This window comes from Pseudolactococcus chungangensis CAU 28 = DSM 22330 (assembly GCF_002441885.1).
Lineage (GTDB): Bacteria > Bacillota > Bacilli > Lactobacillales > Streptococcaceae > Pseudolactococcus > Pseudolactococcus chungangensis.
On record NZ_JXJT01000010.1, the window covers coordinates 40,640 to 63,103 of the forward strand.

A 22,464-nucleotide genomic window follows, 5' to 3' on the forward strand; every position below is an offset into this window, starting at 1 on the left:
TTGAAGTATGCTTGTGCTTTTTTAATTTAAGAAATCTTTCGGATTCACATTGAACACTTTGAAAAAGGTTGCAGCACCTAACCCACTTAAAATCGTTAGCTTGAAAAGCGCTAACCAGCGTTCACTAATTGTAAGAATATGATTACCTAACATAACGACAGCTCCCATCATCAAAATGGCGAACCAAAACTGAAAGTTAAATAATTGTCGAGGTAATTTTCTACTGTATAGACTGTAAAAAATGAGAACTAAGAGTAAACTGATAAGACTGGATAAGGCAGAACCGTTTAAACCATATAAGACAGTTAATGGGTAAACACTCACTAATTTTAATACTAGCCCACTTAATAAAATCAAACCCGACATTTTATTTTTTCCCACCAAGAATAAATCATGATGATAAAGTTGGATCATTGAAATGATAGGGATTTGACACACAAAAATCTGTAAACTTAGCACATGTGCATGACTTTTAAAAAGAACATCGTTCATTTCTGGTAGTAAAATGACAAGACCAACTGTTAAAGCGATTGCTAAGTATGTGACATTATCCCAGATTTTTTTAGAGATTTGCTTATCTCTTGTCAACTTAGGAAGACTATCAGTCAAAATTGATGTGGTAAAGACTAAACCTAATTGTAAGAAAGGTTGACCACGATCATAAATACCTTTTAAAATTTCTGCTTGATTTGATGTCTTGACTTGAGGCAGATGCATCAAAGCATTTTTTACAAAGAAAACATCAATCATCTGTAAAATGAGCATATAAATCATAAAAAAAGTAAAGACAAGTGAGGATAGACCGAATTTTTGAATAATTTTACGTTTAGGTTGTAGGGCTGTCAAGTTTGTAAACAATCCTTGGAATTTAAAGGGGCTAGAAAGCATTAGGTAGACAAGCGCAACAAGTCCACCAATAAAAGAGCCTAGCATGGCTAAGAAAGAAATTGCATAAACATTAGTTGACAATCTTGTGAACATTAGTGCAGCACAAATAATTAAGACAACGCGTACAGATTGCTCAATAACTTGAGAGACAGCAGTTGTCACCATATCTTGTTTTGCTTGTGCACGACCTCGATATAAAGATAGAAAAGGTACTAATAAAAGTGGTAAAATGGCCATCACAAATGGTCCCGCTAATTTTTCTTGTCCCATCAATTTTGAAATAGGTTGACTCAAAAGTGTCAAGACAACAAAACTTAAAACAGATAGTATAAGAGAAAGTTGGAAAAATTGATGAGTCTCTTCTTTGGGCTGATTTGCAGAATGAATCAAGCTAGACAAAAAATTAGGCAAGGCAATCAAGGATAGAGTGGTAATGATGGCGTAAAAAGGATAGACCTGTTGAAAGGCATAAAAGCCTTGATCGCCAACTAAATTTTGATAAGGAAAACGGTAAAGTGCAGCGAGGATCTTAGATAAAAATCCTGCGAGTGCTAGAACACTTGCCCCTTTAATTGCCAGTTTTTTCATTGGTTTTCTCATCTCTAATCGCACTCAAACGTTCAGTAAAGGATATGATTTCTGAAAGATATGTGGCTGCTGATAAGTTTCTGATATCAAATCTAATAACCATTTGCCCAGATGTTTCACCAATTTTGGCTTTTAGTTGTGTTTTCGATAAGGCATCAAAATAATCTTGTGGCATAAAAGTATGAGTTGCTGCTTTACTCATCATGTAAACAATAGTTGTCAACTGTTTGTCAATCTTATCAACAAGTGCTTGGTCAGAAAAATATTTAAGTAAGCCGATTTCAAGGAGATATGCCACAGTGTCAGGGTATTCACCAAATCTGTCAATCAACTCATCTTGTAAATCTTGATAGTAAGTTCGACTCTCAATTTCCCGAATTCGTTTATAAATTTCAATTTTTTGACGTTGATCCGATATATAATCTGAAGGAAGAAAAGCATCAATTTCTAGATTTATTTCAGTATTGGCTTTTCGTGTTTTTCTTGATTTACCTAAACGTTTGTTGACTGCTTCTTCTAACAATTGTGAATATAAATCAAAGCCAATAGAATCAATAAAGCCAGATTGTTCAGCACCTAAAAGATTACCAGCTCCTCGAATTGACAAATCTCGCATGGCAATTTTAAAACCAGATCCTAACTCAGTAAACCCTTTTATGGCATCAAGACGTTTTTCAGAGACATCAGATAATGATTTTTCTGGCTGATAGGTAAAATAAGCATAGGCTACTCGGTTAGAGCGTCCAACCCGTCCACGGAGTTGATAAAGCTGAGATAAGCCCATATGATCTGCATTTTCAACAAATAGTGTATTGGCATTAGGAATATCTACACCAGTTTCAATAATTGTTGTTGCAACTAAAACATCATATTCACCATTGATAAAGTCAAGTAGCGTATTTTCAAGTTGTACTTCACTGAGTTGACCATGAATGAAACCAATGCGTGCTTCAGGGATTAGTTCTGAAATTTGTGATACTTTTTGCTCAATCGTGTCAACGCGATTGTAAATGTAGAATACTTGCCCCCCACGAGACATTTCTCTTAAGACAGCATCTCGAAGGACACTATAATTAGTTTCCATGACATAGGTTTGAACTGGGTAACGGTTAGTTGGCGGTGTTTCAATTACTGATAAATCACGAATTCCCATCATAGACATATGTAATGTTCTAGGAATTGGAGTGGCTGTCAAAGTTAAGACATCCACTTGTGTTTTTAGCTCTTTCAAACGCTCTTTGTGTTTGACACCGAAACGTTGTTCTTCATCTATAATCATCAAACCAAGATCGAAAAACGTGACATCTTTTGATAGTAAACGATGTGTTCCAATGACTAAATCAATGCGATCCTTTTTAAGTTTATCTAAAATATCGGCTTGTTCTTTTTTAGTTTGAAAACGTGACATGACAGCGATATTGACACCAAAATCATTAAAGCGTTCACGAAAATTATTATAGTGTTGTTCAGCTAAAACAGTTGTTGGTACTAAAATGGCTACTTGTTTATGATTGTTGATTGCTTTAAAAGCTGCACGCATGGCTACTTCTGTTTTGCCAAATCCAACGTCACCAACTAGCAATCGGTCCATCGGACGCTCACGTTCCATGTCTTTTTTGATTTCGATTACAGAGCGAAGTTGATCATCTGTTTCGGTATAGGCAAAAGCCTCATCAAATTCATGTTGATTATCATCATCTGGTGAAAAAGCAAAACCACGTTGACTTTCTCGAGCAGCATAGAGTTTAATCAAATCTTCTGAAATGTCTTCGATTTGTTTCGTGACAGACTTGACAGTTCGTTTCCAACGTCCATCATTTAACTTATTAATTTTAGGTGGTTTACCTTCACCTGCTGTATATTTGGTGAGCAATTCAACCTGGTCAACAGGAATCGAAATGGTATCATTGTTTTGATATTGAATTGTTAAGTAATCACGATGAATTCCTGAAATTTCAATCGTTTCTAATCCAAGGTATTTACCAATACCATGTGTTTGATGAACAACATAATCACCTACTTCTAATTCATTATAGTCTTGTAAACGTTCGGCATTGGTAATGTTTAATCGTTTGGTACGACGTTTTTTAGTTTTGCCAAAGATCTCAGTTTCTGTAATGACAGCTATTTTTTCATCGAGCAGATTGAAACCATTTGTCAAGTTTAGGTTGATAATATTGACAACTTTAGATTGGAGTTCATCAACCTGTGTCAATGCAAAGGAAATGTCAATATCGTGTAAATCTCTTGTTAATTTCGTTTCTTTTTCTTTTGATACAGCAAGGATAACAGTGTAATCTGTTTTAATGAAATGCGCTAACTCAACTTGTAGTAAAGACATCTGACCAAAAAATGCCTGCATACTATGTTGATTAAAGTTATGTAGAAAATCAAATTTGAGGTTACCTAAACCTTTTTGAAAATTTGAGAAAAAAGTTGCAGGTTTATAATTTCGAAGTTGATGACTATTATCTGCTAAATAGTGCATGCCATCAATAGAACGACTGAGCAATTTTTCTGATAGCATAAATTCTGCAGTTTCTTGCGTGATTTTATGATCCATTTCATTAATTTTTTGAAAGTCATCAATAAAAATTGGTGTATGTTTTGGTAGATAGTCGAATAATGTCCATTGTTGTTCATAGAAAAATTCGCTAAATTTTCTCAAGTCAGCATGATAATTCTGGTGTTTTGCTGCAGCAATAATTTCAGCTAAGTAAGATCTTTGTTTCTCATCAAGATTAGTCAAACTTGACAAGTAGTTTACACCACGTTCAAAATCAGCAGCACTCAAAATAAAATCTGAGGATGGTTTGATATTGACTGTATCAAGTTCCTGTAAAGAACGTTGATTCTCAACATCAAAATATCTGATGCCATCGATCTCATCTCCAAAAAACTCAATCCTAATAGGATTTTCAGCATCTAAAGGATAGATGTCTAGGATGTCACCTCGTTTAGAGTATTCACCTGGACTCATGACTCGTTGTGTTTTTTCGAAACCGATAGTTGACAACTGATTGATAAGGCCATCGCTATCAATTTCTTGGCCTACTGTAAATAGAAGATTGAATGTTTTAAAACTAACTGGATTCGGTAGTAAATTGCGTAGAGCAAAAATAGGTATGATTAAAAAACCATCCGCTTGTTTATTTTGTAAAAAAGAAAGCGCATCTAACCGATAGGCTAAACGCTCTTTACTAGCAACAGCGTATTCTGCAAAAATGTTGTCATCAGAAAAATACTGAAAGACCTTTTCTTCGCCAACAAATTCTGATAAGTCATTATAAAGCTCACTTGCATGATATTGATTGTCTGTAATGATAATATATTTATCAGGCTGATGATCGAAAGCAGTCGCCATCAAAAGTGTTTTGATGGTGCCCTGGATACCGGTGAATAAAGTACGTGTGATTTTATTTTGTTCACGTTGCCATTGTATCAGCGCATGATTTTTTGATAATAAATCTGTAAGTTTCATCTGTTAAATTGGTTTCCTGTTTGATTAAAATCATTATTTTCAATGAAAGCTTCTATTGCATCAGCAGCTCGTAAAATACCAAGCTCAGCATCTGCTTTATCTTCTTGATCAAATTGACCTAAGACATGATTAACAACAGACATACCATGCTTAGGTCTACCAATGCCAATTTTAATCCGTTTAAATTCTTGGCTACCAAGGTGCGTAATGATTGATTTGATACCATTATGACCACCAGCAGAACCTTTCTGACGAAGTCTAAGTTTACCAACCATCATATCAAGATCATCATAAATGACAATTAAATCGTCTGCTGTTAGGCCATTATAAGCTAAAAGCGGTTTAACAGACTTACCTGATTCATTCATAAAAGTTACTGGTTTAACTAGTATGATTTTTTCACCGTTACTAAAAGTAGAGGCAATATCGGCTATGAAAGTTTTATCTCGTTTAAATGTCAGGTTTAAACGACTTGCCATAACATCTAAAACGTTAAAACCAATATTATGTTTAGTGTGGGCATACTTGTCACCAGGGTTTCCTAGCCCCACAATCATTTTTGTCATGTTGACATTCCTTTCTTCTATTTCACTTTATGAAATCTTGAAACTTGACTTATTACGGGTGATTTCATTCAAACAGGGGATGTGTGAATGAAATCACCCAAAGTATTTTACAGTAAGTTGACACTTAATTGACAAATGATTTACAAAATTGTAAACGTCAAAAAAGACTGAAATCAACATTTCAGCTTCTTGATTATTTAAATTAGACATTAAAGCGAAATTCTAGAATATCACCATCTTGAACAACATATTCCTTACCTTCTTCACGGAGGCGACCAGCTTCTTTGACTGCTTTTTCAGACCCGTATTTGATTAAATCATCATAAGACATAGTAACAGCACGGATGAAACCTTTTTCAAAATCTGAATGGATAATGCCTGCTGCTCCAGGTGCTTTGATACCACGTTTGAAAGTCCAGGCTCGTACTTCTTTTTCACCTGCTGTAAAGTAAGTGCCAAGTCCAAGTAAATGATAGGCAGATTGTGTCAACTTGTCAACGCCTGATTCAGTTAAGCCAATTGCTTCAAGAAACTCAGCTTTTTCATCGTTTTCAAGTTCAGCAATTTCTTCCTCAACACGTGCAGAGATAACTACTGTATCAGCGTTTTCCGTTTCAGCAAAGTCACGGATTTGTTTGACATAATCAATATTGTCAGGATCACCCACTTCATCTTCTGAAACATTGGCTACATATAAGACAGGTTTAGTTGTTAATAAAAAGAGTGACTTGACAACTTTTAGTTCGTCTTCTTCAAAGTCAACTGTTCGAGCAGATTTGCCAGCTTCAAGTACAGGTTTAATTTTTTCTAAAACCTTAAATTCAAGTACGGCATCCTTATCTTTTTGAGTACGCGCAATTTTCTCAACACGTGCGTAACGTTTGTTGACAGACTCTAAATCAGCTAAAATCAATTCTAGGTTAATCGTGTCAATATCAGCTATCGGGTCGACAAAGTCACTTTCACGTCCTTGCTCACGCATGACATTTTCATCATCAAAAGCACGAACTACATGAACAATGGCGTCTACTTCCCGAATGTTGGCCAAAAATTTGTTACCGAGACCTTCACCCTTAGAGGCGCCTTTGACAATCCCCGCGATATCTGTAAATTCAAATGTTGTTGGAACAGTTTTTTTAGGTTTGATGAGTTCAGTAATTTTATTGAGACGTTCATCAGGAACTTCGACGGTGCCTACATTAGGGTCAATCGTTGCAAAAGGATAGTTGGCTGCTTCTGCTCCTGCTTGTGTGATTGCATTAAAAAGAGTTGATTTTCCAACGTTTGGTAAACCAACGATGCCTGCTGTTAAAGCCATAATTTAGATGTTGAGCTGTCAGTGATGAAAATAACAGCCCAATCTCCTTTCTTAGTCAAGTATTTTTTTTATTTTTTTATTAAAATCATTGCGTGGCATCAAGACGATGTGGTCACAATTGGTACAACGAATCTTAATGTCAGCGCCTAATCTCACAATTTCCCAGTGATTAGCTTTTTTTCCAGTTGATTTGACGACACAAGCGTGTGGTTTTTTCATTTCAACAAAATCACCTAACTCGTACATTGACACCTCCATCACGATGAAACATTTTCAATACATTCTAACAAAATAACCGCAAAAAAACAACCATCTGGTGCCAATGGTCGTGGTGATGATGCGTCGTATATTATATCTGATTGTGCTTTTGAATGAAACGAAATTGAAAAATGATTGTCAGGATTAGTAAGATAAATAAAACACTCACATAATAAAAGGTTTTTGAATGTTTACCTTTATGGATAGGTTGCTCTTGACCATTCAGCAAATTAATCTTTGAAGTTGAGAGTTTAAATTGACTTTTAAGTTGCCAAGTGCGACTTGCAGTTTGTACAGAAGTCATGGTTAAGTATGTACCTGCTTTAAATTTCTCTGAAATAGGAATCAAAATTTCAATTTTACTATTAGGAGCAATATGGCTAAATTGATGAGACTCAGATTGCTTAGTCGCTTGGTCTAAAATATGACTATCAATTAAAACATTATTTAACCAAGTATTGCTATCATTTTTAAGTAAAATTCGAATAAAGCGTTTTTGGTTAAGTATTGTAGCCTCGGATTTTTCAACGATGATATTCTCAGTATCTTTATTATCGTTTTTTCGGACATTTACGATGTATTTAACACTTTTATCTCCTTGGCAAAAAAGAACTGCATTTGCAATCTCACCATCAAAATCTTTTTTGAAAGCTTCGGGTTTATAATCAATAGTAACATCTTGACTATCTCTTGGGGGGAGTGTAATTGTTTGAGGTGCCTTTAAAAAAGTATTGCAATCAGAAAAAATTTGATTGCCTTTACTATCAAGGTCTGGAATTGCAGTTTTGATGTTAATGTTAATCGTATCATCGGTGTTATTTTGTAGGTTAAAACCTAAAGATTGCTGCTCATGATATTTTGCAGAAATGATTTGGTTTATCACCGTCTGATCACCATCTAGAATGGGTGTGACAGTGAAATCGACTTCGTCAGCAGCGGTTTTAGTGGCAAAAAAACTTACCGCTACAATAAATAGTGTGAGTATATTTTTCATATTTCCCTTTTTTTGAGGTGTAATATTTAGAGGATAGGTTATTTTAAAAAGATATCAAAAGGCAGTTTAATTAATATTCTAGCTAAAAAACACCATTTTCAATTGTTATTAAAATTACATCTTAAGTTTAATTATATCACATCTTAACACTTTTAAGAAATCTTATACAAAATAATGAGACATAATTATAAAATAAAAAAGATGAATTTTTACTTTTTAAAAGTAAGATGTTAACCTTTGACTATTCATTATATATACAAGAATACTGGTTTTATGATATAATAAGTGCTATGAGATTAGACAAATATTTAAAAGTTTCACGAATTATTAAACGTCGAACAGTGGCTAAAGAAGTTGCCGATAAAGGGCGTATTAAACTAAATGGTATTCTGGCTAAAAGTTCATCAGATGTCAAATATCAGGATGTCTTGACGATTACCTTTGGTAATAAAATTTTAGAGGTCAGAGTCCTTGACATAAAAGATTCAACTAAAAAAGAAGATGCGGATAAGATGTATGAAGTCTTGTCAGAAACTCGTGTAAATCCTTGAACTTTTTTGATTTAAGGTAGAACATCAGAAAGTTTAAAACAATCAAAGTGTGTGACTACAGACTAACTAGATGATGTAAAAGTTATCTGTAGGATAGAGGTGTATCATGACAAAACAAAAGAAAATTGTCCGACTAAATAATGAGTTTACAACGCAACAATTGAATCAGATTCAACAAACAAATAATCAGGTACCCAAACGTCGTTATTTAGGTTTAATTTTGGTAGCTGTCATTTTAGTTATGGTTTTGCCGACAATTAATCTTGTTAAATCATATCAAACATTGCAAAGCCGCTTAGAATTAAAAGCAAAATATGAAGAAAAATCAGTGGTTTTGGACAAACAGTTAGCAATTGAAAAAGCTAATATTGCTAAACTTAAAGATCCAATATTCATTGAAAAATATGCACGTTTGAGATATTATTCAAAAGATGGTGAAAAAGTATTCTTAATTCCTGAATTATCAGATGGTGGGGTTACAAAAATAAAATGATTGGTCGAGTTAAATCTATTTCTCGTTTCGGTATATTCATCACATTTTTGGCCTCGGAATTATCGTCAGAGGAACGCATGTTTTTTGAAGGTATGTCAGATACATTTCTTTTGACAGGCTTATTAAAATGGTCTGATGTTCCCAAAGGTGAAAAAATTAAAAGAAATGATGCCCTGATAATCGCTGTCAAAGAGATTCAAAACGATGGTAAAATTGATTTAACATTAACACAAGAAGATTTCAGAGAAAAATATGACAAAATACTTGCTAGAACTGGGGAGATGCTACAAGTATTGCGACTTCAAAATCAAAAGGGGATCAATCAATGACGACTAAAAACGGACAACTCAATGACGGACGTGAGGTCTATCTTAATGGTCATCGCGTTATTGATATGGCAAGTGAACCTGTATTCTCTACGACATTAGAAGTTATTCAGCGTTATTATGAGTTGCAAAAAGAAAATAAAAACCATACTTTTTTTAATAATGGCATTGAATCTTCAGTGATGTTTTTAGTGCCCAAGTCGGTTAAAGATTTGGCTAAGAAACGCCAAATTTATGAAGAGGTTGCAAGAGAATCCTATGGTATGTTGGGGCGAACGCCCGATTTTATTAACGCTGGTGTTGCTGTTTTAGGCAATTATGCGGACGATTTAGGAACGCAAGGTAAACTAGACTTTGCATTCAATGCGAAAAATTGGGCCAATCATGTCAAATATGACGATGTCTTTGTTAGCCATGCCATTCAAAATCCACAACTAGACCGTCAAAAAACTTTATCACAACTTCTGAATCAAGGACAGGAATTTGCTGGCGTTTGGATAAAAGAGACACGAGAAGATGGCGTTATCATTCGGGGCGCCAAACAAGTTAATACCCTTGCACCGCTAGCGGATGAACTCCTCATTTTCAACCTTCCAGATTTAAAGCCGGAAGACAAAAAATTTGCTTTAGCATTTGCGCTTCCTATCGCAACACCTGGCGTTAAAGTCATCTGTCGAAAATCGACAATGAAACCAGAACAATCACTGGCTGATTATCCATTGTCTCAAGCCTTTGATGAGATGGATGCCTTTCTTCTTTTTGATGATGTTTTTGTACCCAATGATGCCTTATTTGTTTGTGGTGATGTTGAACAATCTAACGCTTTCTTTGAAGTAAGTGGTCTATTTAATCATACAGCACATCAAGATGAGGTACGTGGGTTTATTAAGTTAGAGTTTGTGACAGGAATTGCTGTTCGACTTGCGCATCAGCTAGGCTTATTTGACTTTCAGCGTGTTCAAGAAAAATTGGGAGAATTATCTGTTAACTTGGAGATGATCCAGTCTTGTATCATTGCAAGTGAGGTTACAGGGAAAATACAAAATGGTGTATTTACACCTAATATGCAAACTCTCTTGGCAGTTCGTGCTAAATTGACAACTTATTATGATGAGGCTTTGCGAGTGATTGCTGAGCTTTCTGCGGGTTCAGCAGTTGGTGTTCCTGATTTTTGTAGTTTTAGCAATCCAGATATAGCAAAGATGCTAGACTCTGCTTTAACTAGTGATTTGATGACTGCAGAGGAACGGATGCTTTTGTTAAATCTCGCTTGGGATATCACGAGTGAGAGTTTTGGACAGCGCCAACGTGTATATGAATTTCTGCATGGTGGGAATCCAATGTTTATTCATTTACAGCATCTCAGACACACTGATTTAACACAGGCTAATCAGATGATTGATAAGGTTTTAGACAATGCAAGAAATGGTAAAAAATAAGAAAAATTATCTTCCATTACAATGGCTGGTTTTTGCGGCAATGGTCCTACCAGCCTTTTTAACGTTCCCAGAGAAAACTGACATTGTTAGCTCGCAAACTTATGCACCAAGACTACTATTAGATAATGCTAAATCATCCAAATGGTCGGAGTTACCCAAAAGGGCTGTCACCTTGACAGATGTTCAGAGCTATACAGATGCAGCGTTACACACTAAGGCTAAGAAAATATCAGCTAAAACACAGCTGGTATTGAGTGGTTTAGAGGGTCAATCAATTAAATTATCTGATGGTACTTTTGTTTTGAATAATAAAAATGAGATTGGCTCTGATATTGTTTTAACGACAGAAGAGATTAACCAAGCGTTTTATGTGATACAAGATGCAGATGTTCTTTACGCTCCGTTGACAACTTTAGACAACCAAGTTTACAGTAAGTTGATAAAAGGAGATAAAGTCTATGCGACCAAAAAGGCAACGACGAATTGGGGGACATATTACCAAGTAACTTTTGAAGGTGGCAAGACAGGATGGATAGATAGTAAGGCAGGGACTTTTAAGAATCCAAAACTGGATAAGGTTCAGAATTTATTAAATGAAAAATATCAGCAAAGTGGTTATTCAATTTATGTCAAGCAACTTGATAGTGAGTTTACGGCAGGTGTCAATCAAACAAAAAAAATGTACTCAGCGAGTTTGAGTAAAATTCCAATTCTTTATTGGACGCAAAAACAGATTAATGCAGGTAATGCTAGCCTTGGAGATAGTTTAGCCTATAATGAATTGGTCAATGATTGGCAAGGTGCCTTTAAAACAGAGGGAACTGGATTTCTACCTAAGACACCTGATTATCAGTCTTATAGTCTATTGGATTTGATTAACCGTACTGCTAAAGACTCGGATAATGTGGCAAGTAATATGTTAGCCTACTATGAAACGGGCAGATTTTCAGCAAGCTTCCAGTCTGAGATTGCAAAAATTGCAGGAGAACCATGGAACCCTATAGAAAGAGGAGCATCATCTGAAATGGTTGGTCGAGTACTTGAAGCCCTTTATCATGAAGGAGGAGCGGGCTATAATGCTCTGATTGGTACTGATTATGATGCAGAGCGAATTCCTGCTAAACTACCCAAATCGATTCAAGTGGCTCACAAAATTGGTACAGCAGACGAATTTAACCATGATGCTGCTTTGATTTTTACGGCAGAGCCATACATCTTAGTGATAGAAACAAACAACGATGCTGATAATGGAGAGCTTGCAAATATTTCCCAAGCCATATATGAGGTAATGAAATGACCCCTTACGAGAAATTTATAAAAATAGCTGATGAGGCACACTATTTTGATCAACATCAAGAAGTTTTAGTTGCCTTATCAGGTGGCTTAGATTCAATGACACTTTTTAATTGGCTTTACGCAGCTAGAGACTTACTTAACATATCTTTATCTGTTGCGCACATTAATCATCAACAACGCGCAGTATCTGATTATGAAGCAAAAGCCTTGCAAGATAAAATGGCTGATTTGGAGATTCCTTTTTACATTGCAAATTATGTAGGACCTTTTTCGGAAGAAAAGGCACGTGATTTCCGTTATGATTTTTTTGAAAGGATCATGAAAAAATATCATTTGACGGCATTAGTGACTGCACATCACAAGGATGATTTGACGGAAAATTTCTTAATTCGTCAAATAAGAGGTTCAAGGCTGCGCCACTTAACAGGTATGGAGGCAGTTCAAACATTTGGAGAAGAACGACAAGGTTTATCTCTGATTCGGCCTTTGTTAGATTTTGAAAAGTCTGAATTTGATGCTACCGATTATTTTGAAGATGCTTCTAATGCTGAGAATGATTATTTGAGAAATCGGGTGCGTAATCTTTATTTACCAGCATTTGAAAAAGAAAATCCACGGTTTTCGGAAAATTTAGCTGGTTTATCAGACGAAATCCAAAAGGCAATGGCAATTGTTGCTTATAGCGCTCGCGCTTATGCAGCTGCTGAAAAAATAGATTTGATTGAGTTTTCACGAGAAATTGAAAATTTACAATACTTTATTTTACAGGATTATATTGCTAAATTTCCAGCTTTGGAAGTTTCAAAAGCTCAGTTTGATGAATTGTTACATATTATTAGGCGTGAGGGGCAATATTTTCATGCCATTTCGAATGATTACAACTTTATCAAAGATCGCTACCACTTTTATATTGAAGAAAGATCGAAGGCAACAGAATTTGAGACGGCTTTAACACCATATCCTACTGGTAATTTTCAACAGATTGATTTGCCAGCTACGGGGCAGATTGTGATTAGAAAACGTCAGTCAGGTGACCGCATTCAAGTTAATGGTATTGATAAAAAACTTCGTCGTTATTTCATTGACAATAAAGTTGCACTTAAAAAACGTGGCAATCCTTTAATCGTCGTAGGGGATGTCGTTTATGGTGTGTTAGATGTTGTGATTGCAGATTTGAGTAAATCATTGAAACATGATAAAATGAAAAGAACACTTTATTATAGGGAAAAGAGATAAGAAGACAGAATGTTAGAAAAAACGATTGAAAAAGTTTTAGTGACCGAAGCAGAGATTTGTGCGAAATCACAGGAATTGGGTCAAATTTTAACAACAGCTTATGCAGATAAAAATCCATTGATGGTAGCAATTTTAAAAGGTTCAGTCCCCTTTTTCGCGGAATTAACAAAACGAATTGATGCTCACATAGAGATGGATTTCATGGTTGTATCAAGCTATCACGGTGGTACATCATCATCTGGTGAAGTGAAGATGATCAAAGATCTGGATACATCAGTTGAAGGTCGTGACATCGTGATTGTTGAAGATATTATCGACACTGGACGGACGCTTTTATATTTAAAAGAGTTGTTGTTATATCGTAAAGCGAATTCAGTTAAAATCGTCACACTGGTGGATAAACCTGAAGGACGTGTTGTTGATATTGAAGCAGATTATGTTGGCTTTACCCTACCCAATGAGTTTTTGGTTGGTTTTGGTCTAGATTATGATGAACATTATCGTAATCTTCCTTACATCGGGATTCTTAAAGAAGAAATTTATAAAACTGAGGGTTAAATCAAAGCATTTGGCAGGATAGCTCTTTCAAAAAAGTTTATATCAGCCTTAAGGCTGATATTGACCAAACCTGACGTTAATAATAGACATTTTTGGAAAAATTTGTCATAATATCTGATATAAAACAAAATTTAGACAAGGATTCTATGAATAATAAAAATAAAAACAGTGGTTTCATAAAAAACTCTTTCCTGTGGGTAATTATGGTAATCGTTGCAGTTGTTGGTTTCCAATATTTCGTCAAGGGTGTTGGTACTGAAACGGTTGACAAAATTAGTTACACAACACTAGTTAAAAAACTAGAAGCTGGTGATATAAAAGAATTCTCTTATCAGCCTTCTGCCTCATTGATTTCAGTGAGTGGGGAATATAAAAAAGCTGAAAAGGTTAAGGCAAAAACAAACTTTTCTTTGATTGCTAATAAACCTATTGAAGTTAAGAAATTTTCTAGTTTAATTTTACCTACGGATACGACCATCAGCGAACTGCAAAAAATTGCGGACAAGGAAAAAGTCAAAGTTTCTGTTAAACCAGAAGCGTCTAATGGGGTTTGGTTGACACTTTTAGGGTCTTGGTTACCCCTTCTACTCATGATTGGCTTCCTCTACATGATGATGGGTGGTATGCGAGGCGGTGGTGCTAATGGCGGTGGGAACCCGATGAGTTTCGGGAAATCACGTGCCAAAGAGCAAGACAAGAAAACGGTCAAAGTTCGTTTCGCAGACGTTGCAGGTGCTGATGAAGAAAAGCAAGAACTTGTTGAAGTTGTTGATTTTCTGAAAAATCCTAAAAAATATCATGATTTAGGTGCGCGTATCCCGGCAGGTGTCCTCCTTGAAGGCCCTCCAGGAACCGGTAAAACTTTACTTGCTAAAGCTGTTGCTGGTGAAGCTGCGGTACCATTTTTCTCAATTTCTGGTTCAGACTTTGTGGAAATGTTTGTCGGTGTCGGTGCCTCACGTGTCCGTGACCTTTTTGAAAATGCTAAAAAGAACGCCCCAGCTATCGTCTTTATTGATGAGATTGATGCTGTCGGTCGCCAACGTGGTGCCGGTATGGGTGGTGGTAATGATGAACGGGAACAAACCCTTAATCAACTCCTAGTCGAAATGGATGGATTTAACGAAAGTAACGATGCTGTAATTGTCATTGCAGCAACTAACCGTTCTGATGTTCTCGATCCAGCCTTGTTACGTCCAGGTCGTTTTGACCGTAAAGTGCTCGTTGGAGCACCAGATGTTAAAGGTCGTGAAGCGGTACTGAAAGTCCATGCTAAAAATAAACCTTTGGCAGCTGACGTTGATTTAAAAGTTGTTGCCCAACAAACACCAGGTTTCGTTGGTGCGGATTTGGAAAATGTCCTTAATGAAGCAGCGCTCGTTGCTGCAAGACGTAACAAGTCTGTGATTGATGCCTCTGATATTGATGAGGCAGAAGACCGCGTGATTGCAGGTCCAGCTAAGAAAGACAAACGGATTTCTGAGCGTGAACGTGAAATGGTGGCTTACCATGAAGCGGGACATACAATTGTTGGTCTTGTTCTCTCAAATGCTAGTTTCGTCCACAAGGTAACAATTGTACCACGTGGTCGTGCCGGTGGTTATATGATTTCTTTACCAAAAGAAGACCAATTCTTACTTTCTAAAGAAGATATGCAAGAACGTCTGGCAGGTCTTATGGGTGGTCGAACTGCTGAAGAAATTATTTTCAACGCCATTACAACTGGTGCCTCAAATGACTTTGAACAAGCTACGCAACTCGCGCGTGGTATGGTCACACAATATGGTATGTCTGAAAGATTGGGCACTGTGACACTTGAAGGTAATTCTCAAGCTGTCTTTATTGGTCGTGATTACGGTCAAACCAAAGGTTATAGTGAGTACACAGCCCAAGCCATTGATGAAGAAGTGCGTAGCATCATTAACGAAGCACATGAAACCGCTCGTCAGATCATTGAAAACCATCGTGAACAACATAAGGCAATTGCACTTGCCTTGCTTGAACATGAAACTTTGGATGCACGTCAAATCAAATCTTTATTTGAAACAGGTCAAATGCCTGCTGATAATGTTATAGAATCTGAAAGTGTTGAACCAGCAGATTTTGAACAAACTTTAAAAGCAGTTAATGAACCAGAAGATGATAATTTGGATAATGATTTAAACAAAATTGAAAATCAAGATAATTAATGAAAGTCAGGCCTAGTCGCCTGATTTTTTGTGATTTATGATATAATATTAGATAATAAACTAAGGGAAGAAACATAAATTGGCTCAAACATTCAAGGAAAAATTGGCAGAACTTGAAGCCAAACGTCGTTTTGAGCAAGAAGAGACGCTGAAGATTGATTCAGTCACTTCTGACACTTCTGGATTTTCCGAAGAGTCTTTGATACAAAATGATGTTGAGGCAGCAGTATCGACTCGAACAACACCTAAAATTAAAATAGAAAAATTAACGCTGGCAATTTTTGTCAGCCTTTTCGTCATTGTCACCGCTCAAATTTATGCTTTAGGAGATTTTAGTCTGATGCGTCAAGTATCTGAAAAATCGTTGGATCAAAAATTTACCTATCAAGGTGGGATGAAGAATGGTCGTTTCTCTGGTGATGCGACGATTACTGATAGCTCAGGGAATGCATTGAAAGCACAATTTAAGGCAGGTAGAATGGTTGGACCTTTGACTTATACTAAAAGCAATGCCTATACTGTGACTGAAAAAGATGGCAAAACAACGATTACCTTAGCAGACAAGTCAGTCGTTCATCAAGCAGCAGGTCAATATACTTTTAATGGTAGCATTTTTACTTATGAAGGGGCGTGGCGATTTGCAGGCATTTGGCAAGGCAAGATGCATTTTGCCAATGGTGCGAGCTATGAAGGAGCGTGGAAAAATGGTTTACCAGATGGTAAAGGGACCTATACACCAATTGTAGGTATGCCGATTACTGGTGATTTTAAGATGGGAGAGCTTGAAAAATGAAAATTAAATGGTTTTCCCTAATTCGAATTTTGGGTCTGGTGACTGTACTGGGTTATCATTTTTTTGTTAAGTCTTTCCCAGGTGGTTTTATTGGTGTTGATATTTTCTTTGTATTTTCGGGATATCTGATTACCTCTCTCTTTTTTATTGAGCTTGAAAAGTCTGGTAGTTTTACGTTGTTGACCTACTATAAACGTCGTTTTATCAGAATTTTTCCGCCATTGGTCATCATGATTGTCACGACATTACCGTTTACGTTGTTGTTACCGTCTGATTTTCGGGCTAACCTAGCTAAGCAAGTGGCTGCTGCCATAGGTTTTGTGACGAATCGGTTTGAAATACAGTCAGGTTTATCATATGAAGCTCAGCAAACACCACAGTTATACATCCATACATGGACGCTATCTCTGGAATTTCTTTTTTATCTGATTTGGGGCGCTCTGCTGTTTATTTTGGTTTTTTGGTTAAAAAAACAAGGTTATACAGGTAAAAAGTTGTTAGGTCAAACGCGTTTCATTGTGTTTGTGCTTGCCGTACTAACGAGTATAGGATCTATTATTTACCTTGAAGTGACTTTTAACCCTAACTATTTAAGCTATAGCTATTTTGCTTTTGCGAGTCATGCTTATCCCTTTTTTATCGGGGCAATTGTTGCTACAGTAGTTGGTGTTCGGATTAGTGATAAACAGAAGGCACGATTTTCGAACTATCCGGTTAAAAAAACATTGCTTTGGTCTGGTATCCCAATCCTGATTTTATTACTTCTAAGTCTGTTTGGGAAGTTTGAAAGTAGCTGGACAATTCGGACCAATTTGATTTTAACGAGCGTTTTAACTGCAATTTTGATTGTTCAATTTAGAATTTTGCATGAACGTACAACTAGTCCAGAACCTAAAATTTTGATGGTGCTAGCCGATACTTCTTATAGTGTTTATCTTTTTCACTGGCCAGTTTGGCTAGTCATTTCTCATTTTTTACCACAAGTTTTCTTGGCGGGTGTTTTGAGTTTTATCGTTTCATTTACAGCTTCAGCTGCAGTCTATTATGGTATTGAACCTTATTTCCATGGTAAGCAATCGGTGAAATGGTTGATGAGTAAGCCGATTTATGGTGGTTTAGCTGTGGTAGTTTTTGTGGGGTTAGGTGTAATGGGGACTGCGCCTACGCTTTCTAAAACCGAGAGAAGTCTTCATGAGGCGGCGATTAGTGAAGCGATGGTATCTTTGGACCAAAAAGGACAATTGGGTCAGAATCTATATGATGTGGGCAATAATATTAATGCGAATACGAGCTGGTATAACCCTGCAGCTGGCTTTAATACGAGTACAGATATGCGATTGAAACAAAGTACATCTATATCAGATAAAATTCTAAACAGTTCTCAAACTGTTTTGGGTGACTCAGTGATGGTTGGAGTGGTACCTTATTTAGCGACTATTTTACCTGATGCAGATGTGGATGCACAGGTTGGTTTGAACTATGATAGTGTGCTTGCTTCCTTTGAAAAACATGTAAAAGCTGGGACAATAGGGAAATATGTGATTATTTCAGCTGGTGCGAATGTAACGAGTGATATGACTGCTGATGTTCAAAAAATTATTGATAGTGCACCTAAAGGGACGAGATTAGTCTTTGTCACGCCTTATGATGGTAAAAATAAAGTAGTTTTAAATGAGTTCAATACTTATTTAAAGTCACTTCAAAATAAATATAACTGGCTAGCAGTTGCAGATTGGGCAAGCTATATTGAGCCTCAAGAAAATCGTCTTTGGGCAGATAAGATTCACTTTGCTGGTAAACAAGACGTTGCAATTGATTATCTTAATCTGTTGGCACAAAGCTTGAATGAAATTGCGAAATCAAAAGGCAAACCGTAAAGTTACAAAATGATAACAAATAGATAAAGAGTCTGTGACAAGGCTTTTTTTGTTTAAGTCCTGTGATAAAATTAAACAGTATGCGAAAATATAAAAAAAATGGATTTAGAACATCACATAAAATAGTTTTTACAATTTTAAGTCTTATTGGGATGCTAGGGTTAACATTTGGTATTTCTGTTTTTCTTGTATTAGGAAATGAGAGTAGTACCCAGGCTGATACGACGAACTTTGATACAGAGGAAATAACACAAAAAAATAATGCAGCTGTAACAACTCAGGCTATTCATAAATCAGTAGTGTCAAATTTAGACCATGCTGAGCCGATTAAAGCGGATGAAACAGGTGATTTGATTAGTTATACTGTAAAATCAGGAGACTCACTAAGCGCGATTGCCAGTCAATACCAAGTTAGCATGGCATCTATTATGCAACAAAATGATTTAACTTCTTCAGAAGCCATCTCTATTGGTCAAGTATTGTCATTTTCAAAATCTTATGTTGTTAAAGAAGAAATAAAAGAACTTTTAGACACCGAGAATGCTCTTGAAACACAAGGTGTTTCTGTCAATAATGGAAATAAAGTTGCTGCAGGTGGTTTATCGGATGAAGAACGTGCCTATGTCTTAACACAACTTCAAACGCGTACGGGTGTGGATGCTAGTCAATGGGATTATATTATTTCAAGAGAAAGCGGTTGGATTGCCACAATTAAAAACTCCCTTGGTTATTATGGTTTGTTCCAATTAGCTCCTACTTATCCAGGATATGACGGCGATTTGAACTCGCAAATTGAGGGAGCCATCTATCTTTTTAACAATGGTGGTATGACTCACTGGGCTTTATAAAAAGGGCGTTTGACGTCAAGTTTTAAAAACAATTATAAATTTTTTCAATTTTTTTTGAAAAAATGCTTGACGGAATAGAATTAATACGATATAATTATTTTTGTTGCTGATTGAGATGTATCAATCAGTTCAAACCCTGGTCCGTTGGTCAAGGGGTTAAGACACCGCCTTTTCACGGCGGTATCACGGGTTCGAATCCCGTACGGACTATTTTTTATGGAGGATTACCCAAGTCTGGCTGAAGGGAACGGTCTTGAAAACCGTCAGGCGTGTAAAAGCGTGCTAGGGTTCGAATCCCTAATCCTCCTTTAGGAAACGACGAGTTCCTAGTATAACATTATCGCGGGATGGAGCAGCTCGGTAGCTCGTCGGGCTCATAACCCGAAGGTCGTAGGTTCAAATCCTGCTCCCGCAATTATAAAATCAGTAGGTTCCGTAGTGTAGCGGTTATCACGTCGCCCTGTCACGGCGAAGATCGCGGGTTCAATTCCCGTCGGGACCGTATGAATACTTACTCAGTATTTATAACTAACTTAAAAAGTATTGGCTCGGTAGCTCAGTTGGTAGAGCAATGGATTGAAGCTCCATGTGTCGGCGGTTCGATTCCGTCTCGCGCCATATTATGGTTAACCATAATGATTCTCTGCGGGTGTAGTTTAATGGTAGAACCTTAGCCTTCCAAGCTAACTACGCGAGTTCGATTCTCGTCACCCGCTTTACCATTTTTTTATCGAAAAAATTTGGTTTTAATCCTATATTAGGTCTATAGTTTAGTCGGTTAGAATGTTGAACTATAGAAATCAATCTGGAATTATTTGATAGCGGTATACAAATTCTAACAACCTGAGTAGATGAAACGTTTTACATGTTTCTACGAAAACTTAGGGCGCATAGCTCAGCTGGTTAGAGCGCACGCCTGATAAGCGTGAGGTCGGTGGTTCGAGTCCACTTGTGCCCATTTGAAAATTTATTTTTTCAAAAATGTTTGGTGCTTATTGTATGAGAGATACACCTGTTCCCATGTCGAACACAGTAGTTAAGTCTCATTACGCCGGAAGTAGTTGGGGGTTGCCCCCTGTGAGATATGGTCGGTGCCAAGCAATTCTGCTTTAGCTCAGTTGGCTTGGAGCATTGCTCCAAGGTTTCAGATAGGGAAAACAAAGTTTTCTGCTATTCTACCAATTGAGATTATTCCGCTTTAGCTCAGTTGGTAGTAGCGCATGACTGTTAATCATGATGTCGCAAGTTCGAGTCTTGCAAGCGGAGCTAAGTAAACGTTGTCTGAGGATAACGTTTTTTTGTTATATTAAATAGTTCTGTCAACTTTGCGTGGGAAATCATTAAAATGAGTTAAATTGAGGTATAAAAAAGTTATCTTCGGATAGCTTTTTTAGTTTCATTTGATGAGGAACAGTTGCAGTAAAATCCGATTTATAAGATGTAAAAATTTATAACAATCTGTGCAAATCTCTTGATGACCTTGCACAGATTGTTCTTGCCCTCAAGTGGCCCATTAGAGCATGGTGATAACAGTACAGAAGAAATGACGTCCTGATGTCGTAAAAGTTAGTGGCAGCTCTTCTTGAACGCCTTATTTGGTAATGCTTTAATAATATCAAAAAAGAGGTTGGTTGCTTGTAACGAAAGGTATCCATGGCATTCTGAAGGATATCACAAGTCGCTTCAAAGTGTTTACTTTTTTACTGTCATACTTGAGTAAATTTCGCCAGTATTTTTTTGGCTTTCTATAGACTTTCCCGTTGTCTCTAGGCATTTTTTTAGTCGATTCAGCTCCTTAACTTGCAATTGATTAAAAGCTCTAGACAGTTGTTGCACCACATAAAACCCATCTATAACAGGTATGGCGTTGGGAAATAGGATAGGTAACAGAGCAAGGTAATTGGTGTTCATATCCATAACGATCTCCTTAACCTTTAGTCTTTCTGTTCTTGGGAATTTGAAAAAATAGGCGATAAATTCTTATTGTTTTCGGCTATCCAAGATATCAAATAGCTCATAGGTTATAACATCTGGATAGACAAAAGCCAAGCCATTGTCACTATTTTGTGTTATCTTGTACTCAGCAAAACACAAGACCTCAGGTAGTCGTCGAATGACTTGTTTAAGAGGGATTCGATTTAGTATTTTCCAACAAAAAGTTGGCGAGACGAAATAACATCTGCAACGTCTTTCATACTCATGTTGACGTAAGTCAAGAAAGATAGTCGTTTTAACAACTAATGAAATCATGGTACCTGACTCAGTAAAATAGGCATTATAATCAGTGCAATCATACTTGACCTTGGTCAATGATAAGACGCAAGGCCGGTGAGCATATGGTGTCAGTAGAACTTCTGAAACGTTATAAGCACGAACAGGTCTTGAGCTCGCAATTATATCACAAGCAGGACAAATCGTTTGTTTGGGCTGATGAGCTACAATGAAAATGAGCGATCTATTTCATCCTGTAAGTTTAGAGAATCCTTCTTTAGCAAAATGATTGACAGGCAACTTTAGCTCCAAGGCTTTTAAGCCAAGCAAAAGTGTGATAGAATCAGAGTGGGTCATATAATCTCCTAAATGTGTGGTGCGGTAACTTCATTCTTAGTTGATTTTATGACTTTTTTGTTGCAAAAAAAACAGTGAAGGAATTATTTTCTTCACCGTAGATTATACAGAACTATTTTTTATTAACGATATAAATCACACTATTATAGAAATACTTATAGAACTATTTATTCCTCACCAAAACCTCTTAATATATT

Annotated in this window: 18 protein-coding genes, 8 tRNA genes and 1 rRNA gene; 20 read left to right on the forward strand and 7 right to left on the reverse strand. The window is 36.5% G+C overall.

What is annotated here, in order from left to right; genetic code table 11:
- Positions 1-21 precede the first annotated feature (21 nt).
- From RR45_RS05825 to RR45_RS05850, 6 genes are all read right to left on the reverse strand, one after another.
- The gene (locus RR45_RS05825; RefSeq protein WP_072353630.1) at positions 22-1,476 is read right to left on the reverse strand and encodes an oligosaccharide flippase family protein; all 1,455 of its coding nucleotides are present in this window, start codon (positions 1,474-1,476) and stop codon (positions 22-24) included.
- Positions 1,457-4,957, reverse strand: a complete 3,501-nt coding sequence (gene mfd, locus RR45_RS05830) for a transcription-repair coupling factor (protein ID WP_031366787.1) — start codon at positions 4,955-4,957, stop codon at positions 1,457-1,459. Before mfd ends, RR45_RS05825 begins: the two co-directional genes overlap by 20 nt.
- Entirely contained in the window at positions 4,954-5,523 is a 570-nt protein-coding gene (gene pth / locus RR45_RS05835) for an aminoacyl-tRNA hydrolase (RefSeq protein WP_031366786.1), read from the reverse strand. The genes mfd and pth overlap by 4 nt, the downstream gene beginning before the upstream one ends.
- A 202-nt stretch (positions 5,524-5,725) precedes the next feature.
- Entirely contained in the window at positions 5,726-6,841 is a 1,116-nt protein-coding gene (gene ychF / locus RR45_RS05840) for a redox-regulated ATPase YchF (protein WP_031366785.1), read from the reverse strand.
- Between the two features lie 51 nt (positions 6,842-6,892).
- On the reverse strand, positions 6,893-7,087 hold the full coding sequence (locus RR45_RS05845; protein WP_003137902.1) for a DUF951 domain-containing protein: 195 nt from the start codon (positions 7,085-7,087) through the stop codon (positions 6,893-6,895).
- A 103-nt stretch (positions 7,088-7,190) separates the two neighbouring features.
- A complete protein-coding gene (locus RR45_RS05850) occupies positions 7,191-8,093 on the reverse strand; it encodes a WxL protein host-binding domain-containing protein (RefSeq protein ID WP_031366784.1) in 903 nt (300 codons plus the stop codon).
- Positions 8,094-8,383: 290 nt separating this feature from the next.
- Here RR45_RS05850 and RR45_RS05855 point away from each other — a divergent pair, with 290 nt between their 5' ends.
- The 20 genes from RR45_RS05855 (at position 8,384) to RR45_RS05950 (ending at position 20,965) form a co-directional block, all read left to right on the forward strand.
- Positions 8,384-8,644 (forward strand): RNA-binding S4 domain-containing protein, encoded by a 261-nt coding sequence (locus tag RR45_RS05855; RefSeq protein ID WP_031366783.1) that lies wholly within the window; start codon positions 8,384-8,386, stop codon positions 8,642-8,644.
- 106 nt (positions 8,645-8,750) lie between these two features.
- On the forward strand, positions 8,751-9,137 hold the full coding sequence (locus RR45_RS05860) for an FtsB family cell division protein (RefSeq protein ID WP_031366782.1): 387 nt from the start codon (positions 8,751-8,753) through the stop codon (positions 9,135-9,137).
- Positions 9,134-9,466, forward strand: coding sequence for a hypothetical protein (locus RR45_RS05865; protein WP_031366781.1), 333 nt, complete (start codon positions 9,134-9,136; stop codon positions 9,464-9,466). Before RR45_RS05860 ends, RR45_RS05865 begins: the two co-directional genes overlap by 4 nt.
- Positions 9,463-10,902, forward strand: a complete 1,440-nt coding sequence (locus tag RR45_RS05870) for a 4-hydroxyphenylacetate 3-hydroxylase N-terminal domain-containing protein (RefSeq protein ID WP_072353629.1) — start codon at positions 9,463-9,465, stop codon at positions 10,900-10,902. Before RR45_RS05865 ends, RR45_RS05870 begins: the two co-directional genes overlap by 4 nt.
- On the forward strand, positions 10,880-12,199 hold the full coding sequence (locus RR45_RS05875; RefSeq protein ID WP_031366779.1) for a serine hydrolase: 1,320 nt from the start codon (positions 10,880-10,882) through the stop codon (positions 12,197-12,199). The genes RR45_RS05870 and RR45_RS05875 overlap by 23 nt, the downstream gene beginning before the upstream one ends.
- Positions 12,196-13,434: a tRNA lysidine(34) synthetase TilS gene (tilS, locus tag RR45_RS05880; RefSeq protein ID WP_031366778.1), complete on the forward strand. Its 1,239-nt coding sequence runs from the start codon at positions 12,196-12,198 to the stop codon at positions 13,432-13,434. Before RR45_RS05875 ends, tilS begins: the two co-directional genes overlap by 4 nt.
- Before the next feature lie 9 nt (positions 13,435-13,443).
- On the forward strand, positions 13,444-13,992 hold the full coding sequence (gene hpt / locus RR45_RS05885; protein WP_031366777.1) for a hypoxanthine phosphoribosyltransferase: 549 nt from the start codon (positions 13,444-13,446) through the stop codon (positions 13,990-13,992).
- A 146-nt stretch (positions 13,993-14,138) separates the two neighbouring features.
- Positions 14,139-16,181 carry an ATP-dependent zinc metalloprotease FtsH gene (ftsH, locus tag RR45_RS05890; protein ID WP_031366776.1) on the forward strand — a complete coding sequence of 681 codons (2,043 nt, stop codon included), beginning with the start codon at positions 14,139-14,141 and terminating at the stop codon, positions 16,179-16,181.
- Between the two features lie 79 nt (positions 16,182-16,260).
- A complete protein-coding gene (locus tag RR45_RS05895) occupies positions 16,261-16,974 on the forward strand; it encodes an MORN repeat-containing protein (protein WP_031366775.1) in 714 nt (237 codons plus the stop codon).
- Positions 16,971-18,851 carry an acyltransferase family protein gene (locus RR45_RS05900; protein ID WP_031366774.1) on the forward strand — a complete coding sequence of 627 codons (1,881 nt, stop codon included), beginning with the start codon at positions 16,971-16,973 and terminating at the stop codon, positions 18,849-18,851. The genes RR45_RS05895 and RR45_RS05900 overlap by 4 nt, the downstream gene beginning before the upstream one ends.
- Before the next feature lie 80 nt (positions 18,852-18,931).
- A complete protein-coding gene (locus RR45_RS05905; RefSeq protein ID WP_031366773.1) occupies positions 18,932-19,699 on the forward strand; it encodes a LysM peptidoglycan-binding domain-containing protein in 768 nt (255 codons plus the stop codon).
- A 138-nt stretch (positions 19,700-19,837) separates the two neighbouring features.
- Positions 19,838-19,909, forward strand: a tRNA-Glu gene (locus RR45_RS05910).
- A gap of 8 nt (positions 19,910-19,917) precedes the next feature.
- Positions 19,918-20,007, forward strand: a tRNA-Ser gene (locus RR45_RS05915).
- 33 nt (positions 20,008-20,040) lie between these two features.
- Positions 20,041-20,114 (forward strand) — tRNA-Met (locus tag RR45_RS05920).
- A 14-nt stretch (positions 20,115-20,128) separates the two neighbouring features.
- Positions 20,129-20,201: transfer RNA gene (locus RR45_RS05925), tRNA-Asp, on the forward strand.
- A gap of 43 nt (positions 20,202-20,244) precedes the next feature.
- Positions 20,245-20,317, forward strand: a tRNA-Phe gene (locus RR45_RS05930).
- A gap of 27 nt (positions 20,318-20,344) precedes the next feature.
- Positions 20,345-20,415: transfer RNA gene (locus tag RR45_RS05935), tRNA-Gly, on the forward strand.
- Positions 20,416-20,583: 168 nt separating this feature from the next.
- A tRNA-Ile gene (locus tag RR45_RS05940) sits at positions 20,584-20,657 on the forward strand.
- Positions 20,658-20,683: 26 nt separating this feature from the next.
- A 5S ribosomal RNA gene (gene rrf / locus RR45_RS05945) occupies positions 20,684-20,799 on the forward strand.
- Between the two features lie 92 nt (positions 20,800-20,891).
- A tRNA-Asn gene (locus RR45_RS05950) sits at positions 20,892-20,965 on the forward strand.
- A 426-nt stretch (positions 20,966-21,391) separates the two neighbouring features.
- Here RR45_RS05950 and RR45_RS05955 read toward each other — a convergent pair.
- On the reverse strand, positions 21,392-21,673 hold the full coding sequence (locus RR45_RS05955) for a transposase (protein ID WP_084463476.1): 282 nt from the start codon (positions 21,671-21,673) through the stop codon (positions 21,392-21,394).
- Positions 21,674-22,464 lie beyond the last annotated feature (791 nt).